We start from the raw sequence: 25,408 nt of genomic DNA on the forward strand, positions 1-25,408 counted from the left end.
CGTCTGCTGAAGGTACTAAGCGGTCGCTCACCCAATGGGCGTCCTTCTCGAGGGCGAGGAGAACCAGCAATGTCCACCACTGAGCAGCGGGTCGCCGTAGTCACCGGCGCGGCGCGCGGCATCGGCGCCGCCACCGCCGTACGACTGGCCGCCGAGGGCCGTGCGGTCGCGGTGATCGACCTCGACGAGGCCGCCTGCAAGGACACCGTGGAGAAGATCACCGCGGCGGGCGGCAGGGCCATCGCGGTCGGCGCCGACGTCTCCGACGAGGCCCAGGTCGAGGCGGCCGTCGCGCGCGTCGCCGAGGAGCTCGGTGCGCCGACGATCCTGGTCAACAACGCGGGTGTGCTGCGCGACAACCTGCTGTTCAAGATGAGCGTCTCCGACTGGGACACCGTCCTGAACGTGCACCTGCGCGGCTCCTTCCTGATGACCAAGGCCGTGCAGAAGCACATGGTGGACGCGGGCTTCGGCCGCATCGTCAACCTGTCGTCCTCGTCCGCGCTGGGCAACCGCGGCCAGGCCAACTACTCCGCCGCCAAGGCCGGTCTGCAGGGCTTCACCAAGACCCTCGCCATCGAACTCGGCAAGTTCGGCATCACGGCCAACGCCGTCGCCCCCGGCTTCATCGCCACCGACATGACCGCCGCCACCGCCGCCCGGGTCGGCATGGGCTTCGAGGAGTTCAAGGCCGCGGCCGCCACGCAGATCCCGGTGCAGCGCGTGGGCGAGCCCGACGACATCGCCAACGCGATCGCCTTCTTCACGGGCGAGGCGGCCGGATTCGTCTCCGGCCAGGTGCTGTACGTCGCCGGCGGACCGCTCAACTAGGCAACGACCAGGGATCACGGACATGACTGAACTCTCCGGCAAGGTCGCGCTCGTCACGGGCGCCAGCCGAGGCATCGGCTACGGCGTGGCCGAGGCGCTCGTCGCCCGCGGCGACCGCGTCTGCATCACCGGCCGCAACGAGGACGCGCTCAAGGAGGCCGTCGACAAGCTCGGCGCCGACCGGGTCATCGGCGTCGCCGGCAAGGCCCACGACCTGGACCACCAGGCCGAGGCCGTCGCGCGCACCATGGAGGCCTTCGGCCGGGTCGACTACCTGGTCAACAACGCCGGGACCAACCCGGTGTTCGGGCCGATCGCCGACCTCGACCTGAACGTGGCGCGCAAGGTCTTCGAGACCAACGTGGTCTCCGCGCTCGGCTTCGCGCAGAAGACCTGGCACGCCTGGCAGAAGGACAACGGCGGCGCGATCGTCAACATCGCCTCGATCGCGGGTCTGGCGCCCTCGCCGTTCATCGGCGCGTACGGCATCAGCAAGGCCGCGATGATCAACCTGACCCAGCAGCTGGCGCACGAGTTCGCGCCGAAGGTGCGGGTCAACGCGATCGCCCCGGCCGTGGTGAAGACCAAGTTCGCCGAGGCCCTGTACGAGGGCCGGGAGGCGGAGGCCGCCGCCTCCTACCCGCTGGCCCGTCTCGGCGTGCCCTCCGACATCGGGGGTGCCGCGGCGTTCCTCACCTCGGCGCAGTCCGACTGGATCACCGGACAGACCCTCGTCGTCGACGGCGGCATCTTCCTCAACGCGGGCGTCGGCTGACACCGGCCGCCCCGGGTCACGGCACGGGCGCCGCTTTCTTGACAGAAGCGGCGCCCGTGTCGTCGTACAGGCTGCTCACAAGCCCATGACAACGTCGTCATGGGCTTGATGATCATGAGTGACGCGCATAGCAGGTCCCGGCCGGTCCACGTGGCCGAACACTGCGGTATCGTCTGCCGACCCTTGGTATGGCAGATCGAGGAGCGTGCGCGTGTTCAACCGGAAGCGATGCCTGCGGCAGGTCGCAGCGATCGTGTCCATAGCCCTGGTCGCGGGATGCAGTCTTCTTTCGGACGGTGACTCCGAGGACGCGGGACCGATCGTCGTGGGGACCACCAGTACTCCCAGCACGCTGGATCCAGCCGCGGCCTGGGACAGCTCCTGGGAGATGTTCCGCAACGTGTTCCAGACGCTGCTCGCCTACCCCGTCGGTGCGACCACTCCTCAGCCGGACGCCGCCAAGAGCTGCGAGTTCACCGACGACACCAACCGCACGTACAGCTGCGAGCTGCGTTCCGGCCTCACCTTCTCCAACGGTGACAAGCTCGACGCCCAGGCGGTCAAGCACTCGATCGACCGGATCAGGAAGATCAACTTCGCCAGTGGCCCCGCCGGGCTGCTCGGCAGCCTGGACCGGGTGCAGGTGCTGGGCGACAACAAGGTCGTCTTCCACCTCAACCAGCCGGACGCCACTTTCCCGTTCGTGCTCGCCACTCCCGGCATGTCGATCGTCGACCCCGACGAGTACCCCGCGGGCGCCCTGCGCAAGGACGGCAAGGTCCTCGGCTCCGGCCCCTACCGGCTCGAGTCGTACGAGGAGGGCAAGAAGGCCGAGCTCGTCAAGAACGGCAGCTACAAGGGCTTCGCGGACCGCAAGAACGACGGGGTGACGATCCGCTACTTCCAGGACTCGGCCACCATGGTCAAGGCCCTGCGCGCCAAGCAGATCGACATCACCTACCGCGGTCTCGCCGCCGCAGACACCGTCGCCCTCCAGAGCAAGAACAACTCGGAGGACCTGGAGCTCATCGAGAACGGCGGCATCGACATCAACTACCTGGTGTTCAACCCGAAGGACCGGTGGGCGGACAACCGCGCCGTCCGCAGGGCCATCGCCCAGACCGTCGACCGGGCCGCGATCGCGCACAATGTCTACATGGACACCGTGGACCCGCTGTACTCCATGGTGCCGAAGGGGCTGACCGGCCACAGCACCGACTTCTTCGACGACTTCGGCGACCCCGACACCGCCAAGGCCCGCAAGATCCTCACCGCGGCGGGCATCTCCACGCCCGTCCCGCTGACCTTCTGGTACACCTCCGACCGGTACGGCTCCGACACCGCCAAGGAGTTCCAGGAGCTCAAGCGGCAGCTCGACGACTCCGGGCTGTTCAAGATCACCCTGAAGAACCGCCCCTGGAAGACCTACGTGGAGGGCTACCAGAAGGGCGAGTACCCGGTGTTCGGCCGCGGCTGGTTCCCCGACTTCCCCGATCCGGACAACTTCGTCGCCCCGTTCGTCGGCGAACAGAACGCCCTCGGTACGCCGTACAAGTCGACCGGGATCGCCCAGGCGCTGTCCCGGTCCCGCCAGGAGAGCGACCGCGCCAACGTGGTGAAGGACTTCGAGGAGGCCCAGCGGTACCTCGTCGAGGACGCGCGGCTGCTGCCGCTGTGGCAGGGCAAGCAGTACATCGCCTCCAGCGAGGACATCTCGGGAGGGGAGCGCGCGCTGGACCCCTCGACCATGATGATGATGTGGGAACTGTCCCGGAAGACGAGCTGGTAGGACGTTCCGGGAGCCGGTTGTCAGTGGTCGCCTGTAGGTTCGGAGCCCTGGAAGCGACCGCACACCGTAAGGAAGTTGACGTGACCGACATCGCCATGCTGCCCGAGTCCTGGCGCGGGGTCCTGGGCGACGAACTGCAGCTGCCCTACTTCAAGGAGCTCACGGAGTTCGTCGAGGAGGAGCGGGCGAAGGGTCCCGTCTACCCCCCGCGCGAGGAGGTCTTCGCCGCGCTGGACGCGACGCCGTACGACCAGGTGAAGGTCCTGGTCCTCGGCCAGGACCCGTACCACGGCGAGGGCCAGGGCCACGGCCTGTGCTTCTCGGTCCGTCCCGGTGTCAAGATCCCGCCGTCCCTGCGCAACATCTACAAGGAGATGCACGAGGAGCTGGGCACCCCGATCCCGGACAACGGCTATCTGATGCCGTGGGCCCGGCAGGGTGTCCTGCTGCTCAACGCGGTGCTCACGGTCCGCTCCGGTGAGGCGAACTCGCACAAGGGCCGGGGCTGGGAGAAGTTCACCGACGCGGTGATCCGCGCGGTGGCCGACCGGCCCGACCCGGCGGTGTTCGTCCTGTGGGGCAACTACGCGCAGAAGAAGCTCCCGCTGATCGACGAGACCCGGCACATCGTGGTCAAGGGCGCGCACCCCTCGCCGCTGTCGGCGAAGAAGTTCTTCGGCTCCCGTCCGTTCACCCGGATCAACGAGGCGGTGGCGGGGCAGGGCCACGAGCCGATCGACTGGACGATCCCCAACCTGGGATGACCTCCCCGCTGGTACGGGCCGGTTCCTCGTGGATCCGGCCCGGTGCCGCCTGACCGGGATCTCCGGTGCCTGCGGTTAGCGTCGGTCGAGGACGGCCGTCGAGCGCGCGGAGGACACGGTGGCGGAGCGACAGGAGCAGGCGGCGCCGGACGCCGTGATGACGCGGATCGGCCAGGTCGTCATGTTGCATCACGCGGGTGACCGCGAGGAGGCCCGGCACCGTTTCCTGGACCTGTGGTCGGAGATCGGCGAGCACGGCGACCCCCTGCACCGCTGCACCCTCGCGCACTACCTCGCCGACACCCAGGACGACCCCTTCGACGAACTGGCCTGGGACCTGCGGGCGTTGACGGCCGCGCAGGAACTCACGGACGACCGCCTCGCCGAGCACCAGGGGGTGACGGCCGTTCGCGCCCTGTACCCCTCGCTGCATCTGAACCTGGCGGCGGACTACGTGAAACTCGGCCGCGCGGACGCCGCACGAACCCACCTGCGGCGGGCGCGGGGCGCGGCCGACGCGCTGGGAGAGGACCGCTACGGCGACGGCGTACGGGCCGCGATCAGCCGCCTGGAGCTACGCCTGGGGGAGCCGGACGGACCGGCCGGCGGGAACTGGACCCCACCGAGACAACGGCCGTAGAGAGGCGGTGGCGCGGGCGGTACCCCGTCAGCGCCGGTTTGCGCGGCCCACCTCGCGTCGGCCGCGGCAGCGGTCACGCCCTCAACGCCCGTACGTCTGCTCGCAGATCACCGCCTCCGGGCTGTTTGCCCGCCATCCCCCGTACTTCCTCCCCAGCGCACAGACGTCCGCACCGCTGCGAACGTCCTTCCGCACCGCCTCCGACACATCCGGAATCTCGACACGCGGCGGCTGCTGACGGGGACGCTCCGAATGGCGGGCCCGGGGATGCGGATGCGGCGATCGGCGGGCCGGCGACTGTGCCGCCGGCAGCCGACGGGACGCCGCGGCGGGCGGCTCGGTCTCCCGGGACCCCCCGACCCGTTCCAGCGCCTCCCGCGCGGGCGCCTGCACGATCTGGGGTCCCGTATGGCCGTCCTGCCGTGGAGCGGACGGCTGGGACGGCGCCGCCGGCGCGCCGCCGGACGTGGTGGGCTGCGGGACCGTCACACAGCCGGCGAGGGCCGAGACAGCCACGGTGACCAGGAGTGTTGCGGTGGTCGTCATTCGATGCACCCGTGCCACTCTGCTGGGTCCGGCCCGCCAACGCCCGGCTGACAAGCGGAGGTTGCCCCACATGGGTGATCTACGACCCCGTACGGAGGGCGCGGGCCCGCCCGGCTGACGCGAGCGTCGGCCGGGGCCGGCGTCAGTCCCCCGTCGCGCCGTCGATGCGTTCGCGGATCAGATCGGCGTGTCCGTTGTGACGCGCGTACTCCTCGATCATGTGCGTGTAGATCCAGCGCAGACTGAAGGGCTCGTCGGTGAACCTGCTCCCGCCCTTGGACAGCTCGTCCAGGGCGAACCCGGCCGCGTACCGCCGTGCGATCCCGATCTCGGCCTGCCAGGTGGCGTAAGCCTCCTCCCAGGTGTCCGCCTCGGTCAGGTGGAACTCACCGTCCCGGTCCTCGTCGCTGTAGTAGATCGGCCCCGGATCGTCCCCCACGAGCACCTTGCGGAACCAGCCCCGCTCCACCTCGGCCATGTGCCGTACCAGCCCCATCAGGGACAGCTCGGACGGCTCCACCGACGCGGTCCTGAGCTGGGCGTCCGTCAGTCCCTCGCACTTCCGAGCCAGGGTCTGCCGATGGTAGTCCAGCCAGCCCTCCAGCATCATCCGTTCGCCGGCGTTCTGTGCGGGTTCACTGCGCTGTGTCGTCATGTCCGCATCGTCGCCCAACCGGTCCGCTCCCACCACGCCTTTTCAGCCGCGCAACATCCCCTCCAGCAGCTCCCGCAGCCCCGCCCGCACCTCCTCCAGCGCGGGCGTGCGCGCGCCGAACGAGCCGGCCACGCAGGAGAACATCAGCCCGTCGGCCCACGCGACCAGGGACAGCACGTGCCGGTCGGGATGCGTCGAACCCATCGCCGTGACCAGGGTCGTGAGCTGGTCGCGGAAGCGGGCGCCCGTCGCGTCGAAGTAGGCGCGCAGTTCGGGGCGGCGCGTGGCCTCCAGGGCCAGTTCGTAACGGGCGAGCGTCAGATCCCGGTTGCGGGTGAGGGCGCGGTGCGTCGCCAGAGCCAGTCCGTTCACCAGCGAGTCGAGGCCGCCGGTCCTGGGGTCCGGCATCTCGTGCAACGCCAGCACCCGCGCCTCGCGCTCGGCCAGCCGCCGCACCGCCAGTTCCAGCAGCGCCTGCCGGGTCCGGGCCAGGTTCGAGGTCGAGCCCTGCGGAAGCCCGGCCGTCTCGTCCACGGCCCGGTGCGTGAGCCCGCGCATCCCCCGATCGGCCAGCAGGGCGAGGGCGGTGTCGGCGATCAGGTCGGCGCGGGAGGCGCCCGCGGAGCGTGCGGACATGGAGGTCAACCTACCCGTGAAACTACATCCGTAGTACATTCGACGCGTGGCTCACTACAGGTGTAGTCAGCCCTGCCGACCCCCACGAAGCCTGTCCGAGTACGAGGAGGAGCCATGCCACAGTCGTCGCGCGTCGTCGTCATCGGCGGCGGGATCGGAGGGCTGACCGCCGCCGCGGCCCTGCACCAACGGGGCCGGCGGGTCACCGTCCTGGAGCGGGCCCGCTCCCTCGAACCGGTCGGCGCGGCCATCTCACTGGCCCCCAACTCCCTGCGCGCCCTGGACGTCATCGGCATCGGGGACGAGATCCGCGACCTCGCCGCCTGGCAGGGGGACGGCGGTCTGCGCACTCCGCGCGGTCGCTGGCTGTCGCGGTCCGGCGCCGAGGCCGCGGCCGCGCGGTTCGGCGGTCCGCTGGTGCTCCTGCACCGCGCGACCCTCATCAACAGCCTGGCCGCCCTGCTCCCGCCGGACGCCGTCCGCACGGGCGTGGCCGCCACCCTCGCCGACCCGGGCGACGGCGACCGCCCGGCCCGTGTGACCACGCCGGACGGCGAGTTGGAGGCCGACCTCGTAGTGGCCGCCGACGGCATCCACTCCGCCGTACGCCGGACCCTGTTCCCGGATCACCCCGGGCCGGTGTACTCAGGGTTCACCACATGGCGGGTCGTCATCCCGGTGCCCGGCGCGGAGTTCGCCTCGCACGAGACCTGGGGGAGGGGCCGTATCTGGGGCACGCACCCGCTCAAGGACGGCCGGGTCTACGCGTACGCCGCCGCCATGACCCCTGCCGGTCAGCACGCGCACGACGACGAGAGGGCCGAACTGCTCCGCCGCTTCGGCGACTGGCACGACCCGATCCCCGCCGTCCTCGCCGCGGCCCGCCCCGAGAACGTGCTTCGGCACGACGTCCACCACATCGCCGAGCCGCTGCCCGCCTTCCACCGAGGCCGTGTCGCCCTCCTCGGCGACGCCGCGCACGCCATGCCGCCGACCCTCGGCCAGGGCGGCAACCAGGCCGTCGAGGACGCTGTCGTCCTCGCGCACCACAGTGACGACCTCGCCGCGTACACCGCGGCCAGGCTCCCCCGTACGACGGCCGTCGCGCGCCAGGCGGTCAGGGTCGCCCGCCTCAACATGACGAGCAACCGCGCCGCCATGGCCGTACGCAACACCGCGATCGCCGCGATCTCCAAGGCCGGACCGGCGCTGTTCCTGCGGAGCTTCGACGGCATCGCGGACTGGCGGCCCCCTCAGCGGCCGTATGCTGCGGTGGAGGCAGGCGCAGACAGGCAGTGAGGGAGCGCTCGTGAAGGTCGGCTGCATCGGACTCGGCGACATCGCGCTGAAGGCATACCTGCCGGTGCTCGGGGTGCAGCCGGGGATCGAGCTGCATCTGCAGACGCGGACACCGGCGACCCTCGAGCGGGTCGCCGACGGGCTGCACCTGCCCGAGGCACAGCGGCACCAGGATCTCGATTCGCTCCTCGCCGAGGGCCTGGACGCCGCCTTCGTGCACGCGCCGACCATGGCGCACCCCGAGATCGTGGCGCGGCTGCTGGAGGCCGGTGTACCGACGTACGTCGACAAGCCGCTCGCCTACCAACTCGCCGACTCCGAGCGGCTGGTGACACTCGCGGAGGCACGGAACGTCTCCCTCGCGGTCGGCTTCAACCGGCGCTACGCCCCCGGCTACGCGCAGTGCGCCGACCACCCCCGCGAGCTGATCCTGATGCAGAAGAACCGCATCGGCCTGCCCGAGGAGCCGCGCACGATGATCCTCGACGACTTCATCCACGTCGTCGACACACTGCGCTTCCTGGTGCCGGGCCCGGTCGACGACGTGACCGTGCGCGCCCGCGTCGAGGACGGACTGCTGCACCACGTCGTGCTGCAGCTCGCCGGGGACGGGTTCACTGCACTCGGCGTGATGAACCGGCTCAGCGGCTCGGCCGAGGAGATCCTCGAGGTCTCCGGGCAGGACACCAAGCGTCAGGTGGTCAACCTCGCCGAGATAATCGACCACAAGGGGCAGCCCACCGTGCGGCGGCGCGGCGACTGGGTGCCGGTGGCCCGGCAGCGGGGCATCGAGCAGGCCGTGCTGGCCTTCCTGGACGCCGTCCGCGCGGGCAAGGTGCTCAGCGCCCGTGATGCGCTGGCGACTCACGAACTGTGCGAGCGGGTGGTGCGTGCGGTGCAGGAGCGCTCCTCCGCTGCCTGACCTCCCGTACGCCCTCCGTGAGGCACAGGGCCGCGAGCACCAGCAGGGCCCCGTGCGCGGGCCAGTCGCCGAAGCGGACGTAAGGGGTGACACCGTCGGCCAGCGGCACGTCGTAGACGGCCGCCGTGCTCGCGCTCGTGCCCAGCCATGATCCGATGCGCTCCCCGCTCGGACCGTAGACGGCGGAGACCCCCGTCAGCGTCGCGTGCACGAAGGGACGGCCCGTCTCCGCTGCGCGCAGCGCGGCCAGCGAGGCGTGCTGCGCGGGAGCCCAGCTCTGCTGGAACGTCGACGTCGACGACTGCCCGATCAGTACGTCTGCACCGTTGTCGGCGAGATGGCGGCTCATGTCGGGGAACGCGGTCTCGAAGCAGACCATCGGGCCGACGCGCAGCCCGTGCCCCGCGTCCATCACCACCTGCTCGGTGCCGCGCCGCCGGTCCTCCCCGGCCGCCTCGCCGACCGAGGTCGCCCAGCCCAGCAGCGAGCGGGCGGGTATGTACTCGCCGAAGGGCACGAGACGCATCTTGTCGTAACGGGCGCCGGTGAGGCCGTCCGGGCCGACGAGGACGGAACTCTTGTAGATGCCGGGCCGGTCGGAGCGCCGGGCGTCCACGTTGACCAGGATGTCGGCCCCGGTCTCGCGGGACAGGGCCGCTATGCGTTTGGCCAGGTCGGGCCGGCCGCCGAGGTCGTAGCCGACGCTGCTCTCGCCCCAGACGATCAGGTCGACGTCCTGCCCGACGAGCCCCAGGGTCAGCTCCTCCTCGCGGTCGAACCGCTGGTCGGCGCCGCTGACGACGCCCGGCTGGACAACGGCGATCCGGGCCTGGCCGTCGACGTCGGGACGCGGCGACCACACCCAGGCCGCCGAGGTCGCCGCGGCGGTCGCGACGAGGCCGGCCATGGCGGGCACCCGGGATTCGCGCACCGACACGAGCAGCGCGACGGCGATGTTGACCACCAGGATCAGGAAACTGAGCAGCCACACCCCGCCGACGGACGCGAGCCGCAGCGCAGGCTCCACCTGCCACTGACTGGCGCCGAGCATGCCCCAGGGCCCGCCCAGCCCCTGCCAGGAGCGCACGAGCTCGATCGCCAGCCAGCCGGACGGCAGCCCGACCAGGGCCGCGGCCAGCCGCCCCCGCGAGGGCACTCCGGCCAGGAAACGGCGCACCAGCCACCCCCAGGGCGCCCACAGCGCGCCGAGCAGCGCGGCGATGACGAGCGTGAAGACGTGCAGGTTGGGCAACAGCCAGTGATGCATGGCGAGCATGAAGCCGAACCCGCCGGACCAGCCGTCGTACGCCGCGCGCTTCCCCGTCGGCGCGGAGCGCGCGAGCAGGATCCAGGGGACGACGGCGACGTAGGCGAACCACCACAGGGACGGGGCGGGGAACGCGAGCACGGGCAGGGCGCCCGCCAGCACGGCGGCGGTCGAGCGCCGCCAGGGGGAGCTGAGCCAGTGCCCGAACGCCTTCATCGACGCGCCTCCCTCCCGTGCCTCCAGTGTGCCGTGTGACGGACGATCTCCGACAGGGGGCCTCGGGCGGGCCCGAGGATCAGTGGGCAGCGCTCGGCAGGGCCGGCCGGCGCCATTTCTCCCGCACCACCACCTCGCGCACGCGCCAGCCGTCGTACGTCCGCAGCAGACCGAAGGCGTACCGGCCGCCGCACACGAAGTCGGGCGCGGCCGGGGAACCGTCGTCGCCGTTTCCGGCGAACCGCATCGGATTGACGTAGTCGGCCTGGACCTGGGCGGTGTCGCCGGTGTCCTGCTCCAGGACCCCGAAGCGCACACGACGGTTGACGATCAGATGCTGCCGCATGGCGAACATCCGCATGGTGTCGGCGAGCCAGCCGGCGACGCTCCCCGCATCCCCCTCGATCCCGCCGGCCGAACGGTAGTCCGCACGCCCGTCCGGCGTGAACAGCTCCCGGTACACCTCCCAGTCCCCGTCGTCGACCGCCACCGCGTAGTCGGTGATCAGCCCGTCGACGGCCAGCCGGTCCATTACGGTGGCGAGCTCCACACGCTGCGTCATGGGCCGAGTGTTGGGCATACGACGTGCCCAGCCAAGGGGCGTGCGGGGACAAGGCGATATCCGGTGGCCGGGGGCGGGCTGGGATCATGGGGAAGTGATGAAGTGGACCAAGAAGGCGGCGCCCCCCGAACAAGGAGAGCGCGAAGCGGAGCTCTCCCCCTATCAGCGGGCCCTGCGGGACCGGTTTCTCGCGGCGCCGGTGCTTCCCGCGCCTGAGCCCTGGGAGTCGGTCTTCCCGTCCTGCGCGGCGGTCGGTGGACTTCTCGGGATCGGTTTCGCATCGCACCCCGACAACGGCCACGACCTGGTCATGGTCGTCTCGCACGACGGCCACGGCCTCTTCGACGCCGTCACGGGAGAGAAGATCGCCCGAGACCGGGATCCCGATCCGCAGGACAGCACTCCTGACGCGGCACCCGATCTGACGTGCCCGGGGCTGGGGCCGATCGCCGGCAGCAGGGTTCACATCGCCGGACTCTTCGGGGGCGGGCTCCACTCCACCACCGGCGACGGCTGGATCGTGGAGGTCGTCGCCCCGGCCTGGCCGAACGAGCGTGTCCTGCTCTCCCGCGGCGACGGGATGCCGCACCGCGGACCGCATGGAGAGCGGTGGTGGCATGTCTTCCACTCCGACTACTCCGAACTCCGCGCCGTCGGGTTCTCCCCCTCCGGGCAGACCCTCGCCGTCGCCACCAGCAGTGATGTGACCCTCTGGACACGCCGAAGCACCGCAAGCGCGGCGGCGCCGTTGAGCACCGCCTGAGGCGGACACGGCACTCCGCCCCCCGGCCTTGTGCGCTACAGATCAGGGCAGCGTTCGTCCGACCCCTCGGCGGTCCGGCCGGCGGCGCCCGTCACGGTCACCGTCAACGACTGCACGTCCCAGAGAGTGAGCAGATACGCCCGGGCGGCGGTGCAGATCACCTGGTCCGCCGCGAGGGAGGACCACTCCGCCGTGTACCAGGGCAGCTCGACCGACAGGCTGTCGCCCCGCGTCGTCACCTCCACAGCCTCCGTCGGGATCCCGGTGGTGGGCGAGGTGCCCGCGGGGGCGGTGCTGCCGTCCTGCGTCCTGGCAGGGGAGGCGGTCGGCAGGAAGAGTTCCGGCTTCCGCGCCAGCCGGGTGGTCAGGCTCTTGAGACGCTCCTGCGGGGTCGGGCCATTGAGCAGTGCCTCGACGGCCGTCCTGACATCGCCGGCCTCGGGGACCGTGCGGGGTACCGCGACCAGGGTTCCGTTCCTGACGAAGTAGACCGGGGTGGTCGGGGCGATCCCGCTCGCGGGCCCACCCGCCTCCACCACGCCGGTCGAGGGAATGCCGCAGGAGGACAGCGCGAGTGCCGCCGTGACGACCAGCAGCGCGACACGGCGTACGGGCCTCATGAGGTGTGCTCCCGCGCCGACTCGTCTCGCCGCAGCGGTAGTTCCACGGTGAAGACGGCGCCGCCCGTGGGACGGTTGGCCGCTCGGACGGTGCCGCCGTGCATCCGGACGTTCTCCTCGGTGATCGAGAGGCCCAGCCCGCTGCCCTCGGTACGGGTCCGCGCGCTGTCGGACTTGTAGAAGCGCTCGAAGACATGCGGCAGCACATCGTCGGGCAGGCCGGGCCCGCTGTCCGCCACCTCGATGACCGCCGACGACCGCGCACTCGGCGGTCCGCCCGCCGTCAGCCTGACGCACACCGGTCGGGCGCCGTGCCGGAAGGCGTTGCCCACCAGGTTGGCCACGACCACGTCCAGCCGACGCGGATCGACGCGCCCCCGGAGCTCGTCGGGACCCGGCAGCCGGGTCTCCACCATGTCCGACCAGCCGCGGGAGGAGAGCGTGCGCCGGATCGACTCGGCGAGGTCGATCTCGTCCAGGTGCAGGACCGCCGCACCCGCGTCGAAGCGGGAGATCTCCATCAGATCCTCCACCAGACGGGCCAGTTTCACGGTCTCCTCACTGATCAGCCGGACGGCGGTGGCCGTGTCCGGATCGAGGCGGGCGGCCGCCTCGTCGAGGATGTCGGTGACCATCGACATGGCGGCCAGCGGGGTGCGCAGTTCATGGGAGACGTCCGCGGCGAAGCGGCGGGCCCGCGCCTCCATGCTGCGCAGCTCGGCGACGGACTGTTCCAGGGCCGCCGCGGTCTCGTTGAACGTGTGGGACAGATCGGCCAGTTCGTCGGAGCCGTTGACGTCGAGCCGGGTGTCCAGACGTCCCTCGGCGATGCTGCGGGTCGCGTGACGCAGCGCGCGGACCGGCCGCAGCACCCCGCGAGCGGCGAACAGGGCGAGCAGCACGGCGATGCCGAGGGCCGGTACGGTCGCCCGCTCGACAGCGGTGACCAACGCGTCGACGGACGCCTGCTCTTCGGCCTGGGGCACCGTCAGGAAGACCTGGACCCCGGAGTTCGTCGGAATGCGGTTCTCGGAGGCGAAGGTGACCGTCATGCCGACGACCAGGGAGGTGCGTCCATCGCTGCGCACCCGCTGGAACACGGTGGCCAGGCTGGACCCGACGGCCTCGCGGACGGCAGGCGTCAGCTCGTCGAAAGGGTCGCCCGGGACCGAGGTCTCGCTGAGCCCCTGATACGTGGCCAGTACGCGCCAGGTCCCCGACGGCTCGGCACGTGCCACGTCCGCCGCGAACTGCCGCAGCAGCTCCGGGCTCGGGGGGTAGCCGAGCTCGGGGGCGAGCCGGCTGACCTGGGTACGCAGTTGTCCGATCACGGTGTCCTGGCTCTGCTGGAGCACGCCGTTGCGGGCCTCCCGGAAGGTCAGGGCGCCGGTCGTCGTGATGGCCAGGGCGGCGACGAGCCCGAACGCCACCACGAGCCGCATCCGCAGGCCGCGCAGCGGAACCCGCGCGGGAGGCTTCACCCTGACCCTCGTCGCCGGATTTGTCCCGACTCCCGCCCGCACGGAACGTCTCACCGGGACGCGAACCGGTAGCCGAAGCCGCGCACCGTCTGGATGTAACGCGGTTCGCGCGGCGGCTCGCCCATCTTGGCGCGCAGCCGTTTGACGCAGGCGTCCACGAGGCGGGCGTCGCCGTGGTAGCCGTGCTCCCAGACCGCCTCCAGCAACTGCTGCCTGCTGAACACCTGCCCCGGCGAAGCGGAGAGGGTCAGCAGGAGCCGGAGCTCGGACGGGGCGAGCACGACCGGCGCGCCCCGCACGGTGACCGTCAGCCCGGCCCGGTCGATGGCCAGGTCGCCGTGGGTGTCGATCTTCGGCAGCCCGCTGTCGCCCGGAGCCCCGCCCGCCCGGCGCAGCACGGCGCGGATACGGGCGTCCAGCACTCTCGCCTGCACCGGCTTGACGACGTAGTCATCGGCGCCCGCCTCCAGGCCGACGACGACATCCACCTCGTCGCCCCTCGCGGTCGCCATGATGATCGGCAGCCCCTGGTCGACGGCGCGGATGCCGTGGCACACGTCCAGGCCGGTCATACCGGGCAGCATCAGATCGAGAACCACGACGTCGGGCCGGAAGGACCGCAGTTGTGCCATGCCGTCCTCTCCGGTCACGGCGGCTGAGACGTCATGGCCCTGACGGCGCAGCGCCAGGGCGACCGCGTCCCGGACGGCGCGGTCGTCTTCGATCAGCAGAACTCGTGGCATGGGCTCAGTATCAGAACCTCTGGGCCCGGCCCGCGGCTCTGTTACCGGATGATCACAAAACGCATGGCGATCATTCGTTATTGTTTCGTTATCGGTTGAGCCAGATCCGATCACACGGCGAACACACTCTGACTGACCATGACCGCGCACAAAGAAACGCCCTCCCGCAACCGCCGTCGTCGGCCGGGCCCCGCGCACGCTTCGGGGCGGCAGCGCGGTAGGGGCGCACTCTGGGGAGGTCTGGCCGCGCTGACCGTCCTCGGTGCCGCCGGGTTCACGGCCGTGGGGTGGGAACCGCCGGCCAAGCAGGCGTTACCGTCCGAGTCCGGCGCCACCACCCGGCCCGAGCCCACCCCCGAGCGGTCCCGGACCACACCGACACCCAACGCGCCCTCCAGCCCGTCCACTTCATCACCTTCGGCCGGCGCGTCCCCTCGTCCTTCCCGAAGCGGCACCACCATCCCGGCGACCGGTCCGGGCACGTTCGTCACCGCGTCCGGCGGGAGCGGCAAGGTGGGCACGGGGAAGACGCTGCGCTACCGGGTCGAGGTCGAGAAGGGACTGGCGCTCTCCGCCACGGAGGTGGCAGAGGAGGTGGAGCGCATTCTGGCCGACCCTCGGGGCTGGACGGCGGACGGCACCTCCGCGTTCCAGCGGGTCTCGGGCGGGGCCACCGACTTCGTCGTCCGGGTGGCGACCCCGGGGACCGTGGACAAGATCTGCGGGCGGCAAGGGCTGGACACCGGAGGTGAGTACAACTGCAGCGTGAGCGAGAACGTCATGGTCAACCTCAGGCGCTGGCTGCTGGCGACGAAGGTCTACGCCAGGGACGTCCCGTCCTACCGGGCGCTGATCATCAACCACGAGGTCGGCCACTTCCTCGGCCACGGCCACGTCGGCTGTCCCGGCGCCGGAAAACCCGCCCCGGCGATGATGCAGCAGATCAAGGGCATGAACGGCTGCGTCCCCAATGTCTGGCCCTACGACGCCCAGGGGCGGCTCATCACGGGACCCGCCGTGCCCTGAACCCCGGGTGGGGCGCCGGCGCTCATGGAGATCGCGCGTGAGGGGTTCGCCGGCGGCTGCTGCGCCGGCGGGGACAGCCGCCGCCGCCTCACGCCGCCTTGATGACCTCGCCGCGGATCGCGGCGGCCCACTCGACCACCAACAGCTCGTACTCCGCCCGCTCCTGGGCGGAGAGGGACCCGCCCGCGCGCATCCACAGCGCACGGATCTGCTCGTTCACCTCGGCAGCAGACCGCACGGAACCAGGGGTCACGGATTCGGGGGACATGCGGACAAGCCTAGGGGCAAGCACTGACAGTACGCTACCGGGCGGCTACGCAAACCATATGGGGTTGGTCACGGCTCCAAGATCAGAACTCCGGTGGCGCGGCGAAGAGTTGAGGCAGGTACTCCCGGACGTCACCGCGGAGCCCGCTCCCCAATCCACAGGCTGCGGTTGCGGCGGCGGTCGACGTGGGCAACCACGTGAGGATCCCGTCGAGGTCCAAGCCGCAGAGTCCGCGCGCGATGTCGCCCACCGCGGCGGGCGAGAACAGTCGTGGCGGGTCGCCGAAACCGTCGTACACCTCGTCGTGGTCGAGGAAGCCCGACGTCCCCGCCCGGATCGCTGTGTCGCGCGGTCGAGCAGAGCGACCGCCTCGTGGTGGACGCCGACGGTCCGGCAGTACCGGATCAGGCCCCGGATCGCCCAGTCCGTGTCCAGCCGGTAGGTGTCCGGCAGTTCCCACCCCGGGGCGGCTCCCGGCGAGGCCGGCGCCGAATCCAGGCACCACGACTCATACGCGGGACGGGCGACACCCGCGCGAACTGCTGTGTCAGGCCCAACCGTCGCGTCAGCCCGCCGACTCCGCCGCATGCGGGCTCAGCACGCCCGCCGTCACCAGGGCGACGATCACGATGCCGAGGGCGATGCGGTACCAGACGAAGGGCATGAAGCTCTTGTTCGAGATGAACTTCATGAACCACGCGATCACGGCGTAACCGGAGGCGAACGCGATCACCGTCGCGAAGATCGTCGGGCCCCACGACACATGGTCGCTCTCCATCGCGTCCTTGAGTTCGAAGGCCCCGGAGGCGAGCACCGCCGGAATGGCGAGCAGGAAGGAGTAGCGGGCAGCGTCCTCGCGGCGGTAGCCCATGAACAGGCCGCCGCTGATGGTGGCGCCGGAGCGGGAGACGCCCGGGATGAGCGCGCATGCCTGGCAGAGGCCGAAGATCAGGCCGTCTCGCACGCTCAGGTTCTCGAGGGTCTTGCGCTGCTTGGGTGCGCGGTGCCGCCCGCCCGTCTCGTCCCGCGCCGCCAGCCGGTCGGCGATGCCGATGACCACGCCGACGACGATCAGCATGGTCGCCGTGATCCGCAGATCACGGAACGGCCCCTCGATCTGGTCCTTGAGCGTCACGCCCAGCACGCCGATCGGGATCGAGCCGACGATCACCAGCCAGCCCATCTGCGCGTCGTGGTCCTTGCGTATCTCCTTGTCGAAGAGCGACCGGGACCACGCCGAGACGATCCGGCCGATGTCCTTGCGGAAGTAGATCAGCACCGCGGTCTCCGTGCCGATCTGCGTGATCGCCGTGAAGGCCGCGCCCGGGTCCTTCCAGCCGGAGAAGGCCGCGGTCAGCCGCAGGTGCGCGCTGGAGGAGACGGGGAGGAACTCGGTCAGCCCCTGGACGAGTCCGAGGATGAGGGATTCAAACCAAGACATCAAGTTACGGAGTCCAAGTGCCGATCGTGTAAGGGGCGTCGGACACACCGGGCCGCGGTCTGCGGTGATCGTGTGTGTCTGGGGCAGCGTAGCGGTCCGCCGTGACGGGCCGGACACAGGGGCTGCCGGGGTGACCGGCTTCCGGGGAGGTTTCGGGGGCCGCCGGCGGCTGGGACGCCTGGGGTGTTGACCAGCCGCTGTACCGGCGCATACGTTGCAGCGGAAAGCGCTTGCTGCCCCTCTGAGGAGTGCTGATCGCGTCCATGTCCACATCCGCCCCGCTCGCCGGCCGTCGCATCCGGGCCGCCGTCATCGGCACCGGCGCCATCGCCCGCGGCTCCCATCTGCCCGCCCTGGCCAAGCTTGCCGAGGAGGGCGAGACGGAGGTCGTCGCCGCGGTCGACATCGACGGCGCGGCGGTCGAGGCCCTCCGCGCGGAGGGCGTGGTCCAGCACGCCTACACCGATCTGGAACGCATGCTGGAGGAGCAGCGGCCGGACCTGGTCACCATCTGCACCCCGCCGACCCTGCACCGCGAGCAGACGATCGCCGCCCTGCGCGCCGGGGCCTGGGTGTGGTGCGAGAAGCCGCCCGTGCCGACGCTCGCCGACTTCGACGCCGTGGAGGCCGAGGAGGGCACCGAGAGCGGGCCGTACGCCTCGATCGTCTTCCAGCACCGCTTCGGCTCGGGCTCGCGGCACGTACGGCGGCTGCTGGCCGAGCAGTCGATGGGCCGCCCCCTCGTCGCGCACTGCCAGACCACCTGGTACCGCGACACCGCCTACTACGCGGTGCCCTGGCGCGGCCGCTGGCACACCGAGGGCGGCGGCCCCGCCATGGGCCACGGCATCCACCAGATGGACCTCCTGCTCGACCTGCTCGGACCGTGGAGCGAGGTGCGGGCGATGGCCGGCCGGCTCGTGCACGACGTGGAGACGGAGGACGTGTCCACCGCCCTGGTCCGCTTCGAGAACGGCACGATGGCGACCGTCGTCAACAGCGTTCTCAGCCCCGACGAGGTCAGCCGCATCCGCATCGACTGCGAGCGCGCCACCGTCGAGCTCACCCACCTCTACGGCCACAGCAACGCCGACTGGTGCATCACGCCGGCCCCGGGCGTGCCGGGCGAGGAGGCCGCGGCCTGGCTGGACTTCGGCGCCGACGTGCCCAGTTCGCACCTGGCGCAGCTGCGCGACCTGGTCGCCGACATGCGGGCGGGGGAGCGGCCGCGCAGCAGCGGCGCCGACGGCCGTACCAGCCTGGAACTGATCACGGCGCTGTACAAGTCGGCGTTCACGGACACGACGGTGAAGCGGGGCGAGATCGGGCCCGGCGATCCGTTCTACACCGCGCTGCACGGAGGCACGCCGGGCTGGGCGCCCGTCGTCGCCGACCGGACCGTCGTGACCGAGGAGGTCTGCGCGTGACCGGCCTGCGCATCGTCCACGCCCACGGCGACCGCATCACGATCACCGAAGCCGGCTCGGGCGTCGAACTGCTCGCGTACGTCTACCGGCCGGAGGCGGCGTGGGAGGCGCCGAAGCCGTACATCCACCCCCTGCGGACCCTCGCCGGCGACGTCGTCACCGACTACCGGCCCAACGACCACCGCTGGCACAAGGGTCTGCAGCTGACCGCCTCGCACCTGTCCGGGGCCAATCTGTGGGGCGGCAACACCTACATCCACGGCCAGGGGTATCTCGAACTCCCCGAGCGCGTCGGATCGATGGCGCACGTCGCGTTCGACGAGGTGGCCTCGGACGGTGAGCGTGTCACCATCGCCGAGCGCCTGACCTGGCATCCGTACAGCGGCGAACTGTGGGCCGACGAGGAGCGCCGGGTGGAGGTCCACGACGTGGACCCGGCGTCCGGATCCTGGGCGCTGTCGTGGACGAGTGCCGTGACGAACCGGCGCGACGAGCCGCTGCGGTTCGGCAGCCCGACCACCGCCGGACGCGAGATGGCCGGTTACACGGGCCTGTTCTGGCGGGGCCCGCGTGGCTTCCGGGGCGGCCGGATCATCGGCCCGGACGGCGAAGGCCAGGACCTGATGGGTACCCAGGCGCCCTGGATCGCCTTCTCCGGCGAGCACGACGGCGGCGACGGGCATGCCACGCTCGTCTTCGCGCACGCCCCCGAGAACGACCACTCCGGCGCCGGAGGGGCGCACCCCGCCCACTGGTTCGTCCGCAACGAGCCGTTCGCCGCGGTCGCCCCCTCCTGGGCCTTCTTCGACGAGCTGGAAGTCGCTCCAGGTGACACGCTGACGCGCCGCTACCGGGTCGTCGTGGCCGACGGGGTCTGGGAGCGGGAGGAGATCGCCAAGTACCTGGAGGCGCATCCGTGGTGAGCAGTGGGGAGTACGCCGGGCTGCCGGGTGGCGTGGCCGTCTCGCGGCTGTGCGTCTACGACTGGCCGGCCGCCGACGGTCTGCACGGCGGAACTCCCCATATGCATCTGGCCTGTTCGGAGGCGTACGTCGTCACCGGCGGGCGCGGCGCGGTGCAGACGCTCACGACGTCCGGGTACGAGGTCACGCCCCTCGCACCCGGAACGGTCGCCTGGTTCACGCCGGGCACCATCCACCGGCTGGTCAACGAGGACGACCTGCGCATCACCGTCCTCATGCAGAACAGCGGGCTGCCGGAGGCGGGGGACGCGGTCCTCACGCTGCCGCCGCGGTACCTGACCGACCCGGAGACGTACGCTGCCGCGACCACGATTCCGGCGGACGCCCCCGTGCGGGAGCAGGAGCGGATGGCCCGCGCCCGGCGCGACCTCGCTCTGGAGGGCTACCGCGCGCTGCGCGAGGCGGACGGCCCCGAGGCGCTGGCCGCCTTCCACCGGGCCGCCGCCGTGCTGGTACGGCCGCGGCTCGCCGGGTGGCGCGAGCGGTGGCGACGTGGTGCTGTGGCCGCTGCGGCGGTGACGGGCGCCCAGCTCGAGCGCCTCGAGCGGGGCGATGTGTCCCACCTCGCCGGGGCTGTCGTGCGGGCCGAAGTGCCGTCGGCGTACGGGAAGTTCGGGATGTGCGGGCGGCTGGACGTCTACAGGGGCGCCTGAGCGCACGGCACGGCCTGAGGTCGCCCTCGGGCCGCCGCCGTGCTGGTACGGCCGCGGCTCGCCGGGTGGCGCGAGCGGTGGCGACGTGGTGCTGTGGCCGCCGCGGCGGTGACGGGCGCCCAGCTCGAGCGCCTCGAGCGGGGCGATGTGTCCCACCTCGCCGGGGCAGTCGTGCGGGCCGAAGTGCCGTCGGCGTACGGGAAGTTCGGGATGTGCGGGCGGCTGGACGTCTACAGGGGCGCCTGAGCGCACGGCACGGCCTGAGGTCGCCCTTTCACGCCGCCGACGGCCCCGCCACCGTCCAGCCCGGGGCCTGCGGGTGGGCGGTGAGGTCCTCGTGGCGCACCGTTTCGCCGCAGGCCTTGCAGGTGACGACGGGTAGCAGCTCGTTGCCGCAGACGTGCTCGATCACCATCGGCCGGTCGCCGTCCTTGCGGAGATGCCGGTCGCCCCATGCCATGAGGGTCATCAGGACCGGCTCCAGCTCGAGCCCGGCCTGCGTGGGCCGGTACTCGAAGCGCTGCGGCCGCTCGCTGTAGACGCGCTTGGCCAGGATCCCGGCGTCGACGAGCCGGCGCAGCCGGGTGGCCAGGATGTCGCGCGGGGCGCCGATGTTGCGGACCAGTTGGTCGAAGCGGCCGTTGCCCAGGCACACCTCCCGCAGGACGAGCAGTGAGTACTTCTCGCCGACGAGTGCCAGGGCGTCGGCGATGGAACAGGGGCGGGGGTCTCGGGTGGCGGCCATGGCGCCAGTTTAGGTGAGCATTTGATTTCCGAACCCAGCGGGTTTGATTTTCCAACCTGCCGAGCTATGGTGAGTTCGGTTTTCCTACTCACGGGTAATCGTCCAGTGGTTCCAGGCGGCCAAGGAGGCCCGCAGATGCATGACGCAGTCATCGTCGAAGCCGTACGTACCCCCATCGGCAAGGGCAAGCCGAACGGCTCCCTCGCGCACGTCCACCCCGTCGAGCTCCTTGCCCACACCCTGCGCACCCTCGTCGAGCGCTCCGGCGTCGACCCCGCCCTGATCGACGACGTCATCGGCGGCACCGTCGACCAGGTCGGCGAGCAGGCCATGAACACCACCCGCTACGCCCTGCTGTCCGCGGGCCTTCCCGAGACGGTCCCCGCGACGACCGTCGACCGCCAGTGCGGCTCCTCCCAGCAGGCCGTGCACTTCGCGGCGCAGGGCGTCCTCTCGGGCGCGTACGACCTGGTCGTCGCCTGCGGCGTCGAGTCGATGAGCCGCGTGCCGATGTGGTCGAACGTGCCGCCGGGCACGGACCCCTTCGGCCCCGGTGTCGCCGAGCGCTACCCGGAGGGCCTGGTCCCACAGGGCATCAGCGCCGAACTCATCGCCGCCAAGTGGTCGATCACGCGCGAGCAGATGGACGCCTTCGCGGTCTCCTCGCACCACAAGGCCGCCGCGGCGTGGGAGAAGGGTCTCTTCGACGCGGAGGTCGCGCCGCTGGACGGCGTCGCGCGCGACGAGTGCGTACGGCCGTCCAGCACGCCGGACATCCTCGCCGGCCTCAGGCCCGCCTACCACGACCCGGCCTTCGCCGAGCGCTTCCCGCAGATCGAGTGGAACATCACCGCGGGCAACGCCAGCCCCGTCAACGACGGCGCCTCCGCCGTGCTGATCACGTCGAGCGAGACCGCCGACCGCCTCGGCCTGCGCCCCCTCGCCCGGCTGCACAGCTTCGCCGTCACCGGATCGGACCCCCTCCTGATGCTCACGGGAGTCGTCCCGGCGACCGAGAAGGTGCTGCGCAGGGCGGGTCTCGCCCTCGACGACATCGACCTGTTCGAAGTCAACGAGGCGTTCTCCAGCGTGGTCCTGGCCTGGCAGCAGGAGACCGGCGCCGACCTCACCAAGGTCAACGTGCACGGCGGCGCGATCGCCCTCGGCCATCCGCTCGGCGCGAGCGGCACCCGCCTGACCACCACCCTCGTTAACGCGATGCGGGAGCGCGGCGCCCGTTACGCCCTGCAGACGATGTGCGAGGCGGGCGGACTCGCCAACGCGATGATCCTGGAGGCCGTGTAACGGCCGTCAGCGCAGCCGCAGGTGGTGGCGCTTGCGCCACGCCACCACCGCACCCGCCAGCGCGGGTACGGCGATACAGGCCATCGCGATCAGGAAGGCCGGAGACGTCGGCGCGGAGGCACGGGCGCCGGCGACGACGTACGCGGCCGTGTTGGGGATCGAGCCCAGCGCGGTCGCGAGCAGGAAGGACAGCCAGCCCATCCGGGAGACCGCCGCGCAGTAGTTGGCGGCCCAGAACGGCACCCCGGGGAACAGCCGCGCCGCCAGCATCGAGCGGAAGCCGTGCCGGCTCAGCTGCCCGTCGACCGCCTTCAGCCAGCGGCCCCGCAGCAGCGGCCGCAGCGCCTCCTGCCCGAGGAGGCGGCCGAGCCCGAAGGCGAGCCCGGCCCCGAGCACCGTGCCCGCCAGCGCGGTCCCCACTCCGAACTGCGAGCCGAACAGCGCGCCCGCGGCGAGGTTCAGCAGCGGCCGCGGCACGAACGCCACGGTGCACAGCCCGTACGCCACCCCGAACACCACGGCCGCCGCGGCACCGCCGAGCTGCGGCGGCCAGCCGTCCGCCAGCAGCCGCTGCGGCTCGAACAGCAGCACGCACGACGCCGCGCCCGCGAGCAGCGCGACGAGCAGCGAGAAGCGGGACCAGGGCGAAAGCAGCACTCTGGTGCAGCGCGCGGCGAGTCCGGCGGGCGCGGCAACGGACGCGGGCCGGGGCAGAGCGACGGCGAGCTCCGTGGCGGCGGCCCGGGGAGAGGCCGTGGCGGTGCCCCCAGAGCGGGTGGTGGCATCGAGCATCCGGTGACAGTAACTGACGGACATGTGTGATCGCCGTATGGTCCGTCTCATGAGCTTCACAGGCACGGGCCCGCCCGAGGTGCCGCGCAGCGCCCTCGCCGACCGGGTGCTGGAGCGGCTGACCTCCGTGTACGCCGCCGCGGCCGACCCGGAGAGGGCCGTGGCCATGCGGGCGTACATGAAGGACGTGGCCCCCTTTGTGGGCCTTGCCACGCCCCTGCGCCGGTCGCTGTCCCGCACCGTCCTGGAGGGCATGCCCCGCCCGAGCGAGTCCGACTGCACGGCGATCGCCCTGCGCTGCTGGGAGTTGCCGGAGCGCGAGTACCACTACTTCGCCGTCGACTATCTGCGCCGCCATGCCGGCCGCTGCTCCTCCGCCTTCCTGCCGGTGGCCCACCACCTCGTCACCACCGTCTCCTGGTGGGACACCGTCGACATGCTCGCCGTCCACGTCGTGGGTGCCCTCGTCGCGGCGGATCCGAAGCTCACGGCGGACATGGACGCCTGGATCGTGGACGACGACCTGTGGGTCGCCCGCACCGCCCTGCTGCACCAGCTGAGCTACAAGGAACGCACCGACCCCGAACGCCTCTTCACCTACTGCCTGCGCCAGTCGGCACACCCCGACTTCTTCATCCGCAAGGCCATCGGGTGGTGCCTGCGCGAGTACGCCAAGACCGACCCGGAGGCCGTACGGGCGTTCCTGGCACGGGAGCAGGGACGGTTCGCGCCGCTCTCGGTCAGGGAGGCCCTGAAGAACATCGGGGCCTGAACCGCCCTGCCCCGAAAACCATTCGACGTGCGGCGACGCGTCGGCAATGATCGACGGCATGTTCCGGTACGCCTTCGTCCTCGCAGCATCCGCGGTCGCGGATGCCCCGAAGGCTGCCGTCGCCGTCCTCGTGGCCGCCGTCGACGGCGCCCGAAGCTGACCCTCTCCGGATCGTCCGGCGGACCCCGCAAGGGGAGGGTCGGCAAGTCCTTGGGGTCCCCGTCCCGGCCGCGTCCGAAGCGCCGGGGCCATCACTCAGCACCACTGAGAGGCTTCGAGGTTCCGCCATGTCCAAGACGGCGTACGTACGCACCAAACCGCATCTGAACATCGGCACGATGGGCCATGTCGACCACGGCAAGACCACCCTGACCGCCGCCATCACCAAGGTCCTCGCCGAGCGGGGCTCCTCCGCCTTCGTGCCGTTCGACCGCATCGACCGCGCACCCGAGGAGGCCGCGCGCGGCATCACCATCAACATCGCGCACGTCGAGTACGAGACCGACACCCGGCACTACGCGCACGTCGACATGCCGGGCCACGCCGACTACGTCAAGAACATGGTCACCGGGGCCGCGCAGCTCGACGGGGCGATCCTCGTCGTCTCCGCGCTCGACGGGATCATGCCGCAGACCGCCGAACACGTCCTGCTCGCCCGGCAGGTGGGCGTCGACCACATCGTCGTCGCCCTCAACAAGGCCGACGCGGGCGACGAGGAGCTCACCGACCTCGTCGAGTTGGAGGTCCGCGACCTGCTCACCGTGCACGGCTACGGCGGCGAATCCGCCCCCGTCGTACGGGTCTCCGGGCTCAGGGCCCTCCAGGGCGACCCGCGCTGGACGGCGTCGATCGACGCGCTGCTCGACGCGGTGGACACGTATGTGCCGATTCCCGAGCGGTACCTGGACGCGCCGTTCCTGCTGTCGGTGGAGAACGTGCTGACCATCACCGGCCGGGGGACGGTGGTGACCGGCGCCGTCGAGCGCGGTACGATTCGCGTGGGTGACCGGGTCGAAGTGCTCGGCGCCTCCGTGGAGACGGTGGTCACCGGCCTGGAGACCTTCGGCAAGCCCATGGAGGAGGCGCAGGCCGGGGACAACGTGGCGCTGCTGCTGCGCGGGATGCCGCGGGACTCCGTCCGACGCGGGCATGTCGTGGCCGCGCCCGGCAGTGTGGTGCCGAGCCGCCGGTTCTCGGCGCAGGTGTACGTGCTGTCGGCGCGGGAGGGCGGGCGTTCGACGCCCGTCTCCACCGGGTACCGGCCGCAGTTCTACATCCGGACCGCGGACGTGGTCGGTGACATCGACCTCGGTGAGGCGGCGGTGGCGCGGCCCGGTGAGCGGGTCGTCATGACCGTGGAGCTGGGAAGGGCGGTGCCTTTGGAGCCGGGGCTCGGTTTCGCCATCCGTGAGGGCGGGCGGACCGTCGGGGCCGGGACGGTGACAGCCGTCGAGTGAGGGTTTGTGCTTGTTTGCGGGGGGCTGCGG

27 protein-coding genes and 1 pseudogene are annotated in these 25,408 nt (G+C 71.3%); 16 read left to right on the top strand and 12 right to left on the bottom strand.

Annotated elements, in window-relative coordinates; translation table 11 throughout:
* Positions 1–69 precede the first annotated feature (69 nt).
* The 5 genes from fabG to ABZO29_RS37860 all read left to right on the top strand — a co-directional run bounded on the left by fabG (position 70) and on the right by ABZO29_RS37860 (position 4,799).
* Positions 70–831, top strand: a complete 762-nt coding sequence (fabG, locus tag ABZO29_RS37840) for a 3-oxoacyl-ACP reductase FabG (protein ID WP_367324699.1) — start codon at positions 70–72, stop codon at positions 829–831.
* Between the two features lie 22 nt (positions 832–853).
* Positions 854–1,606: an SDR family oxidoreductase gene (locus ABZO29_RS37845; RefSeq protein ID WP_367324700.1), complete on the top strand. Its 753-nt coding sequence runs from the start codon at positions 854–856 to the stop codon at positions 1,604–1,606.
* A 211-nt stretch (positions 1,607–1,817) separates the two neighbouring features.
* The gene (locus ABZO29_RS37850; RefSeq protein WP_367324701.1) at positions 1,818–3,395 is read left to right on the top strand and encodes an ABC transporter substrate-binding protein; all 1,578 of its coding nucleotides are present in this window, start codon (positions 1,818–1,820) and stop codon (positions 3,393–3,395) included.
* Positions 3,396–3,475: 80 nt separating this feature from the next.
* Positions 3,476–4,159, top strand: coding sequence for a uracil-DNA glycosylase (gene ung, locus ABZO29_RS37855; RefSeq protein WP_367324702.1), 684 nt, complete (start codon positions 3,476–3,478; stop codon positions 4,157–4,159).
* 118 nt (positions 4,160–4,277) lie between these two features.
* Positions 4,278–4,799 carry a hypothetical protein gene (locus ABZO29_RS37860; protein ID WP_367324703.1) on the top strand — a complete coding sequence of 174 codons (522 nt, stop codon included), beginning with the start codon at positions 4,278–4,280 and terminating at the stop codon, positions 4,797–4,799.
* A gap of 81 nt (positions 4,800–4,880) precedes the next feature.
* On the opposite strand, the gene ABZO29_RS37865 is transcribed toward ABZO29_RS37860, so the two are convergent.
* The 3 genes from ABZO29_RS37865 to ABZO29_RS37875 all read right to left on the bottom strand — a co-directional run bounded on the left by ABZO29_RS37865 (position 4,881) and on the right by ABZO29_RS37875 (position 6,636).
* Complete coding sequence (locus ABZO29_RS37865; RefSeq protein ID WP_367324704.1) at positions 4,881–5,345, bottom strand: hypothetical protein; 465 nt, start codon at positions 5,343–5,345, stop codon at positions 4,881–4,883.
* A gap of 142 nt (positions 5,346–5,487) precedes the next feature.
* Entirely contained in the window at positions 5,488–6,000 is a 513-nt protein-coding gene (locus ABZO29_RS37870) for a DinB family protein (RefSeq protein WP_367324705.1), read from the bottom strand.
* Positions 6,001–6,042: 42 nt separating this feature from the next.
* The gene (locus ABZO29_RS37875; RefSeq protein WP_367324706.1) at positions 6,043–6,636 is read right to left on the bottom strand and encodes a TetR/AcrR family transcriptional regulator; all 594 of its coding nucleotides are present in this window, start codon (positions 6,634–6,636) and stop codon (positions 6,043–6,045) included.
* A 114-nt stretch (positions 6,637–6,750) separates the two neighbouring features.
* On the opposite strand from ABZO29_RS37875, the gene ABZO29_RS37880 reads away from it, so the two are divergent.
* Positions 6,751–7,935, top strand: coding sequence for an FAD-dependent oxidoreductase (locus ABZO29_RS37880; protein WP_367324707.1), 1,185 nt, complete (start codon positions 6,751–6,753; stop codon positions 7,933–7,935).
* Between the two features lie 10 nt (positions 7,936–7,945).
* Positions 7,946–8,857 (top strand): Gfo/Idh/MocA family protein, encoded by a 912-nt coding sequence (locus ABZO29_RS37885; protein ID WP_367324708.1) that lies wholly within the window; start codon positions 7,946–7,948, stop codon positions 8,855–8,857.
* Here ABZO29_RS37885 and lnt read toward each other — a convergent pair.
* Both lnt and ABZO29_RS37895 read right to left on the bottom strand, forming a co-directional pair.
* Complete coding sequence (gene lnt, locus ABZO29_RS37890) at positions 8,775–10,340, bottom strand: apolipoprotein N-acyltransferase (RefSeq protein ID WP_367324709.1); 1,566 nt, start codon at positions 10,338–10,340, stop codon at positions 8,775–8,777. The two genes, ABZO29_RS37885 and lnt, sit on opposite strands and share 83 nt — an antisense overlap.
* Positions 10,341–10,419: 79 nt before the next feature.
* Positions 10,420–10,902, bottom strand: coding sequence for a nuclear transport factor 2 family protein (locus tag ABZO29_RS37895; protein ID WP_367324710.1), 483 nt, complete (start codon positions 10,900–10,902; stop codon positions 10,420–10,422).
* 97 nt (positions 10,903–10,999) lie between these two features.
* Between ABZO29_RS37895 and ABZO29_RS37900 the strand changes: the two genes are divergently transcribed.
* Entirely contained in the window at positions 11,000–11,665 is a 666-nt protein-coding gene (locus ABZO29_RS37900; RefSeq protein WP_367324711.1) for a hypothetical protein, read from the top strand.
* A 35-nt stretch (positions 11,666–11,700) separates the two neighbouring features.
* Here ABZO29_RS37900 and ABZO29_RS37905 read toward each other — a convergent pair whose 3' ends face one another.
* From ABZO29_RS37905 to ABZO29_RS37915, 3 genes are all read right to left on the bottom strand, one after another.
* Positions 11,701–12,285 (bottom strand): hypothetical protein, encoded by a 585-nt coding sequence (locus ABZO29_RS37905; protein ID WP_367324712.1) that lies wholly within the window; start codon positions 12,283–12,285, stop codon positions 11,701–11,703.
* Positions 12,282–13,727 (bottom strand): ATP-binding protein, encoded by a 1,446-nt coding sequence (locus ABZO29_RS37910; protein WP_367326350.1) that lies wholly within the window; start codon positions 13,725–13,727, stop codon positions 12,282–12,284. Before ABZO29_RS37910 ends, ABZO29_RS37905 begins: the two co-directional genes overlap by 4 nt.
* An 89-nt stretch (positions 13,728–13,816) precedes the next feature.
* Positions 13,817–14,509, bottom strand: coding sequence for a response regulator (locus ABZO29_RS37915; protein WP_367324713.1), 693 nt, complete (start codon positions 14,507–14,509; stop codon positions 13,817–13,819).
* 138 nt (positions 14,510–14,647) lie between these two features.
* Between ABZO29_RS37915 and ABZO29_RS37920 the strand changes: the two genes are divergently transcribed.
* On the top strand, positions 14,648–15,535 hold the full coding sequence (locus ABZO29_RS37920) for a DUF3152 domain-containing protein (protein WP_367324714.1): 888 nt from the start codon (positions 14,648–14,650) through the stop codon (positions 15,533–15,535).
* An 88-nt stretch (positions 15,536–15,623) separates the two neighbouring features.
* On the opposite strand, the gene ABZO29_RS37925 is transcribed toward ABZO29_RS37920, so the two are convergent.
* Together ABZO29_RS37925 and ABZO29_RS37930 are read right to left on the bottom strand one after the other, a co-directional pair.
* Positions 15,624–15,803: a hypothetical protein gene (locus ABZO29_RS37925; RefSeq protein WP_367324715.1), complete on the bottom strand. Its 180-nt coding sequence runs from the start codon at positions 15,801–15,803 to the stop codon at positions 15,624–15,626.
* A gap of 565 nt (positions 15,804–16,368) precedes the next feature.
* The gene (locus ABZO29_RS37930) at positions 16,369–17,244 is read right to left on the bottom strand and encodes an undecaprenyl-diphosphate phosphatase (RefSeq protein ID WP_367324716.1); all 876 of its coding nucleotides are present in this window, start codon (positions 17,242–17,244) and stop codon (positions 16,369–16,371) included.
* Positions 17,245–17,507: 263 nt separating this feature from the next.
* On the opposite strand from ABZO29_RS37930, the gene ABZO29_RS37935 reads away from it, so the two are divergent.
* The 4 genes and pseudogenes from ABZO29_RS37935 to ABZO29_RS37950 all read left to right on the top strand — a co-directional run.
* On the top strand, positions 17,508–18,671 hold the full coding sequence (locus tag ABZO29_RS37935; RefSeq protein ID WP_367324717.1) for a Gfo/Idh/MocA family protein: 1,164 nt from the start codon (positions 17,508–17,510) through the stop codon (positions 18,669–18,671).
* The gene (locus ABZO29_RS37940) at positions 18,668–19,594 is read left to right on the top strand and encodes a PmoA family protein (protein WP_367324718.1); all 927 of its coding nucleotides are present in this window, start codon (positions 18,668–18,670) and stop codon (positions 19,592–19,594) included. The genes ABZO29_RS37935 and ABZO29_RS37940 overlap by 4 nt, the downstream gene beginning before the upstream one ends.
* Positions 19,588–20,307, top strand: coding sequence for a cupin domain-containing protein (locus ABZO29_RS37945; protein ID WP_367324719.1), 720 nt, complete (start codon positions 19,588–19,590; stop codon positions 20,305–20,307). Before ABZO29_RS37940 ends, ABZO29_RS37945 begins: the two co-directional genes overlap by 7 nt.
* A 27-nt stretch (positions 20,308–20,334) precedes the next feature.
* Positions 20,335–20,553: pseudogene (locus ABZO29_RS37950) on the top strand (cupin); the annotation flags it as partial.
* A 28-nt stretch (positions 20,554–20,581) separates the two neighbouring features.
* Here ABZO29_RS37950 and ABZO29_RS37955 read toward each other — a convergent pair.
* A complete protein-coding gene (locus tag ABZO29_RS37955) occupies positions 20,582–21,052 on the bottom strand; it encodes a winged helix-turn-helix transcriptional regulator (protein WP_367324720.1) in 471 nt (156 codons plus the stop codon).
* A 135-nt stretch (positions 21,053–21,187) separates the two neighbouring features.
* Between ABZO29_RS37955 and ABZO29_RS37960 the strand changes: the two genes are divergently transcribed.
* Positions 21,188–22,357: an acetyl-CoA C-acyltransferase gene (locus tag ABZO29_RS37960; RefSeq protein WP_367324721.1), complete on the top strand. Its 1,170-nt coding sequence runs from the start codon at positions 21,188–21,190 to the stop codon at positions 22,355–22,357.
* A gap of 6 nt (positions 22,358–22,363) precedes the next feature.
* Here ABZO29_RS37960 and ABZO29_RS37965 read toward each other — a convergent pair whose 3' ends face one another.
* Positions 22,364–23,149, bottom strand: a complete 786-nt coding sequence (locus ABZO29_RS37965) for a TVP38/TMEM64 family protein (RefSeq protein WP_367324722.1) — start codon at positions 23,147–23,149, stop codon at positions 22,364–22,366.
* 49 nt (positions 23,150–23,198) lie between these two features.
* Between ABZO29_RS37965 and ABZO29_RS37970 the strand changes: the two genes are divergently transcribed.
* Complete coding sequence (locus tag ABZO29_RS37970) at positions 23,199–23,921, top strand: DNA alkylation repair protein (RefSeq protein ID WP_367324723.1); 723 nt, start codon at positions 23,199–23,201, stop codon at positions 23,919–23,921.
* A 287-nt stretch (positions 23,922–24,208) separates the two neighbouring features.
* Complete coding sequence (gene tuf / locus ABZO29_RS37975; protein WP_367324724.1) at positions 24,209–25,378, top strand: elongation factor Tu; 1,170 nt, start codon at positions 24,209–24,211, stop codon at positions 25,376–25,378.
* Positions 25,379–25,408: the final 30 nt, after the last annotated feature.

It is taken from the genome of Streptomyces sp. HUAS ZL42, assembly GCF_040782645.1.
Classification (GTDB): domain Bacteria; phylum Actinomycetota; class Actinomycetes; order Streptomycetales; family Streptomycetaceae; genus Streptomyces.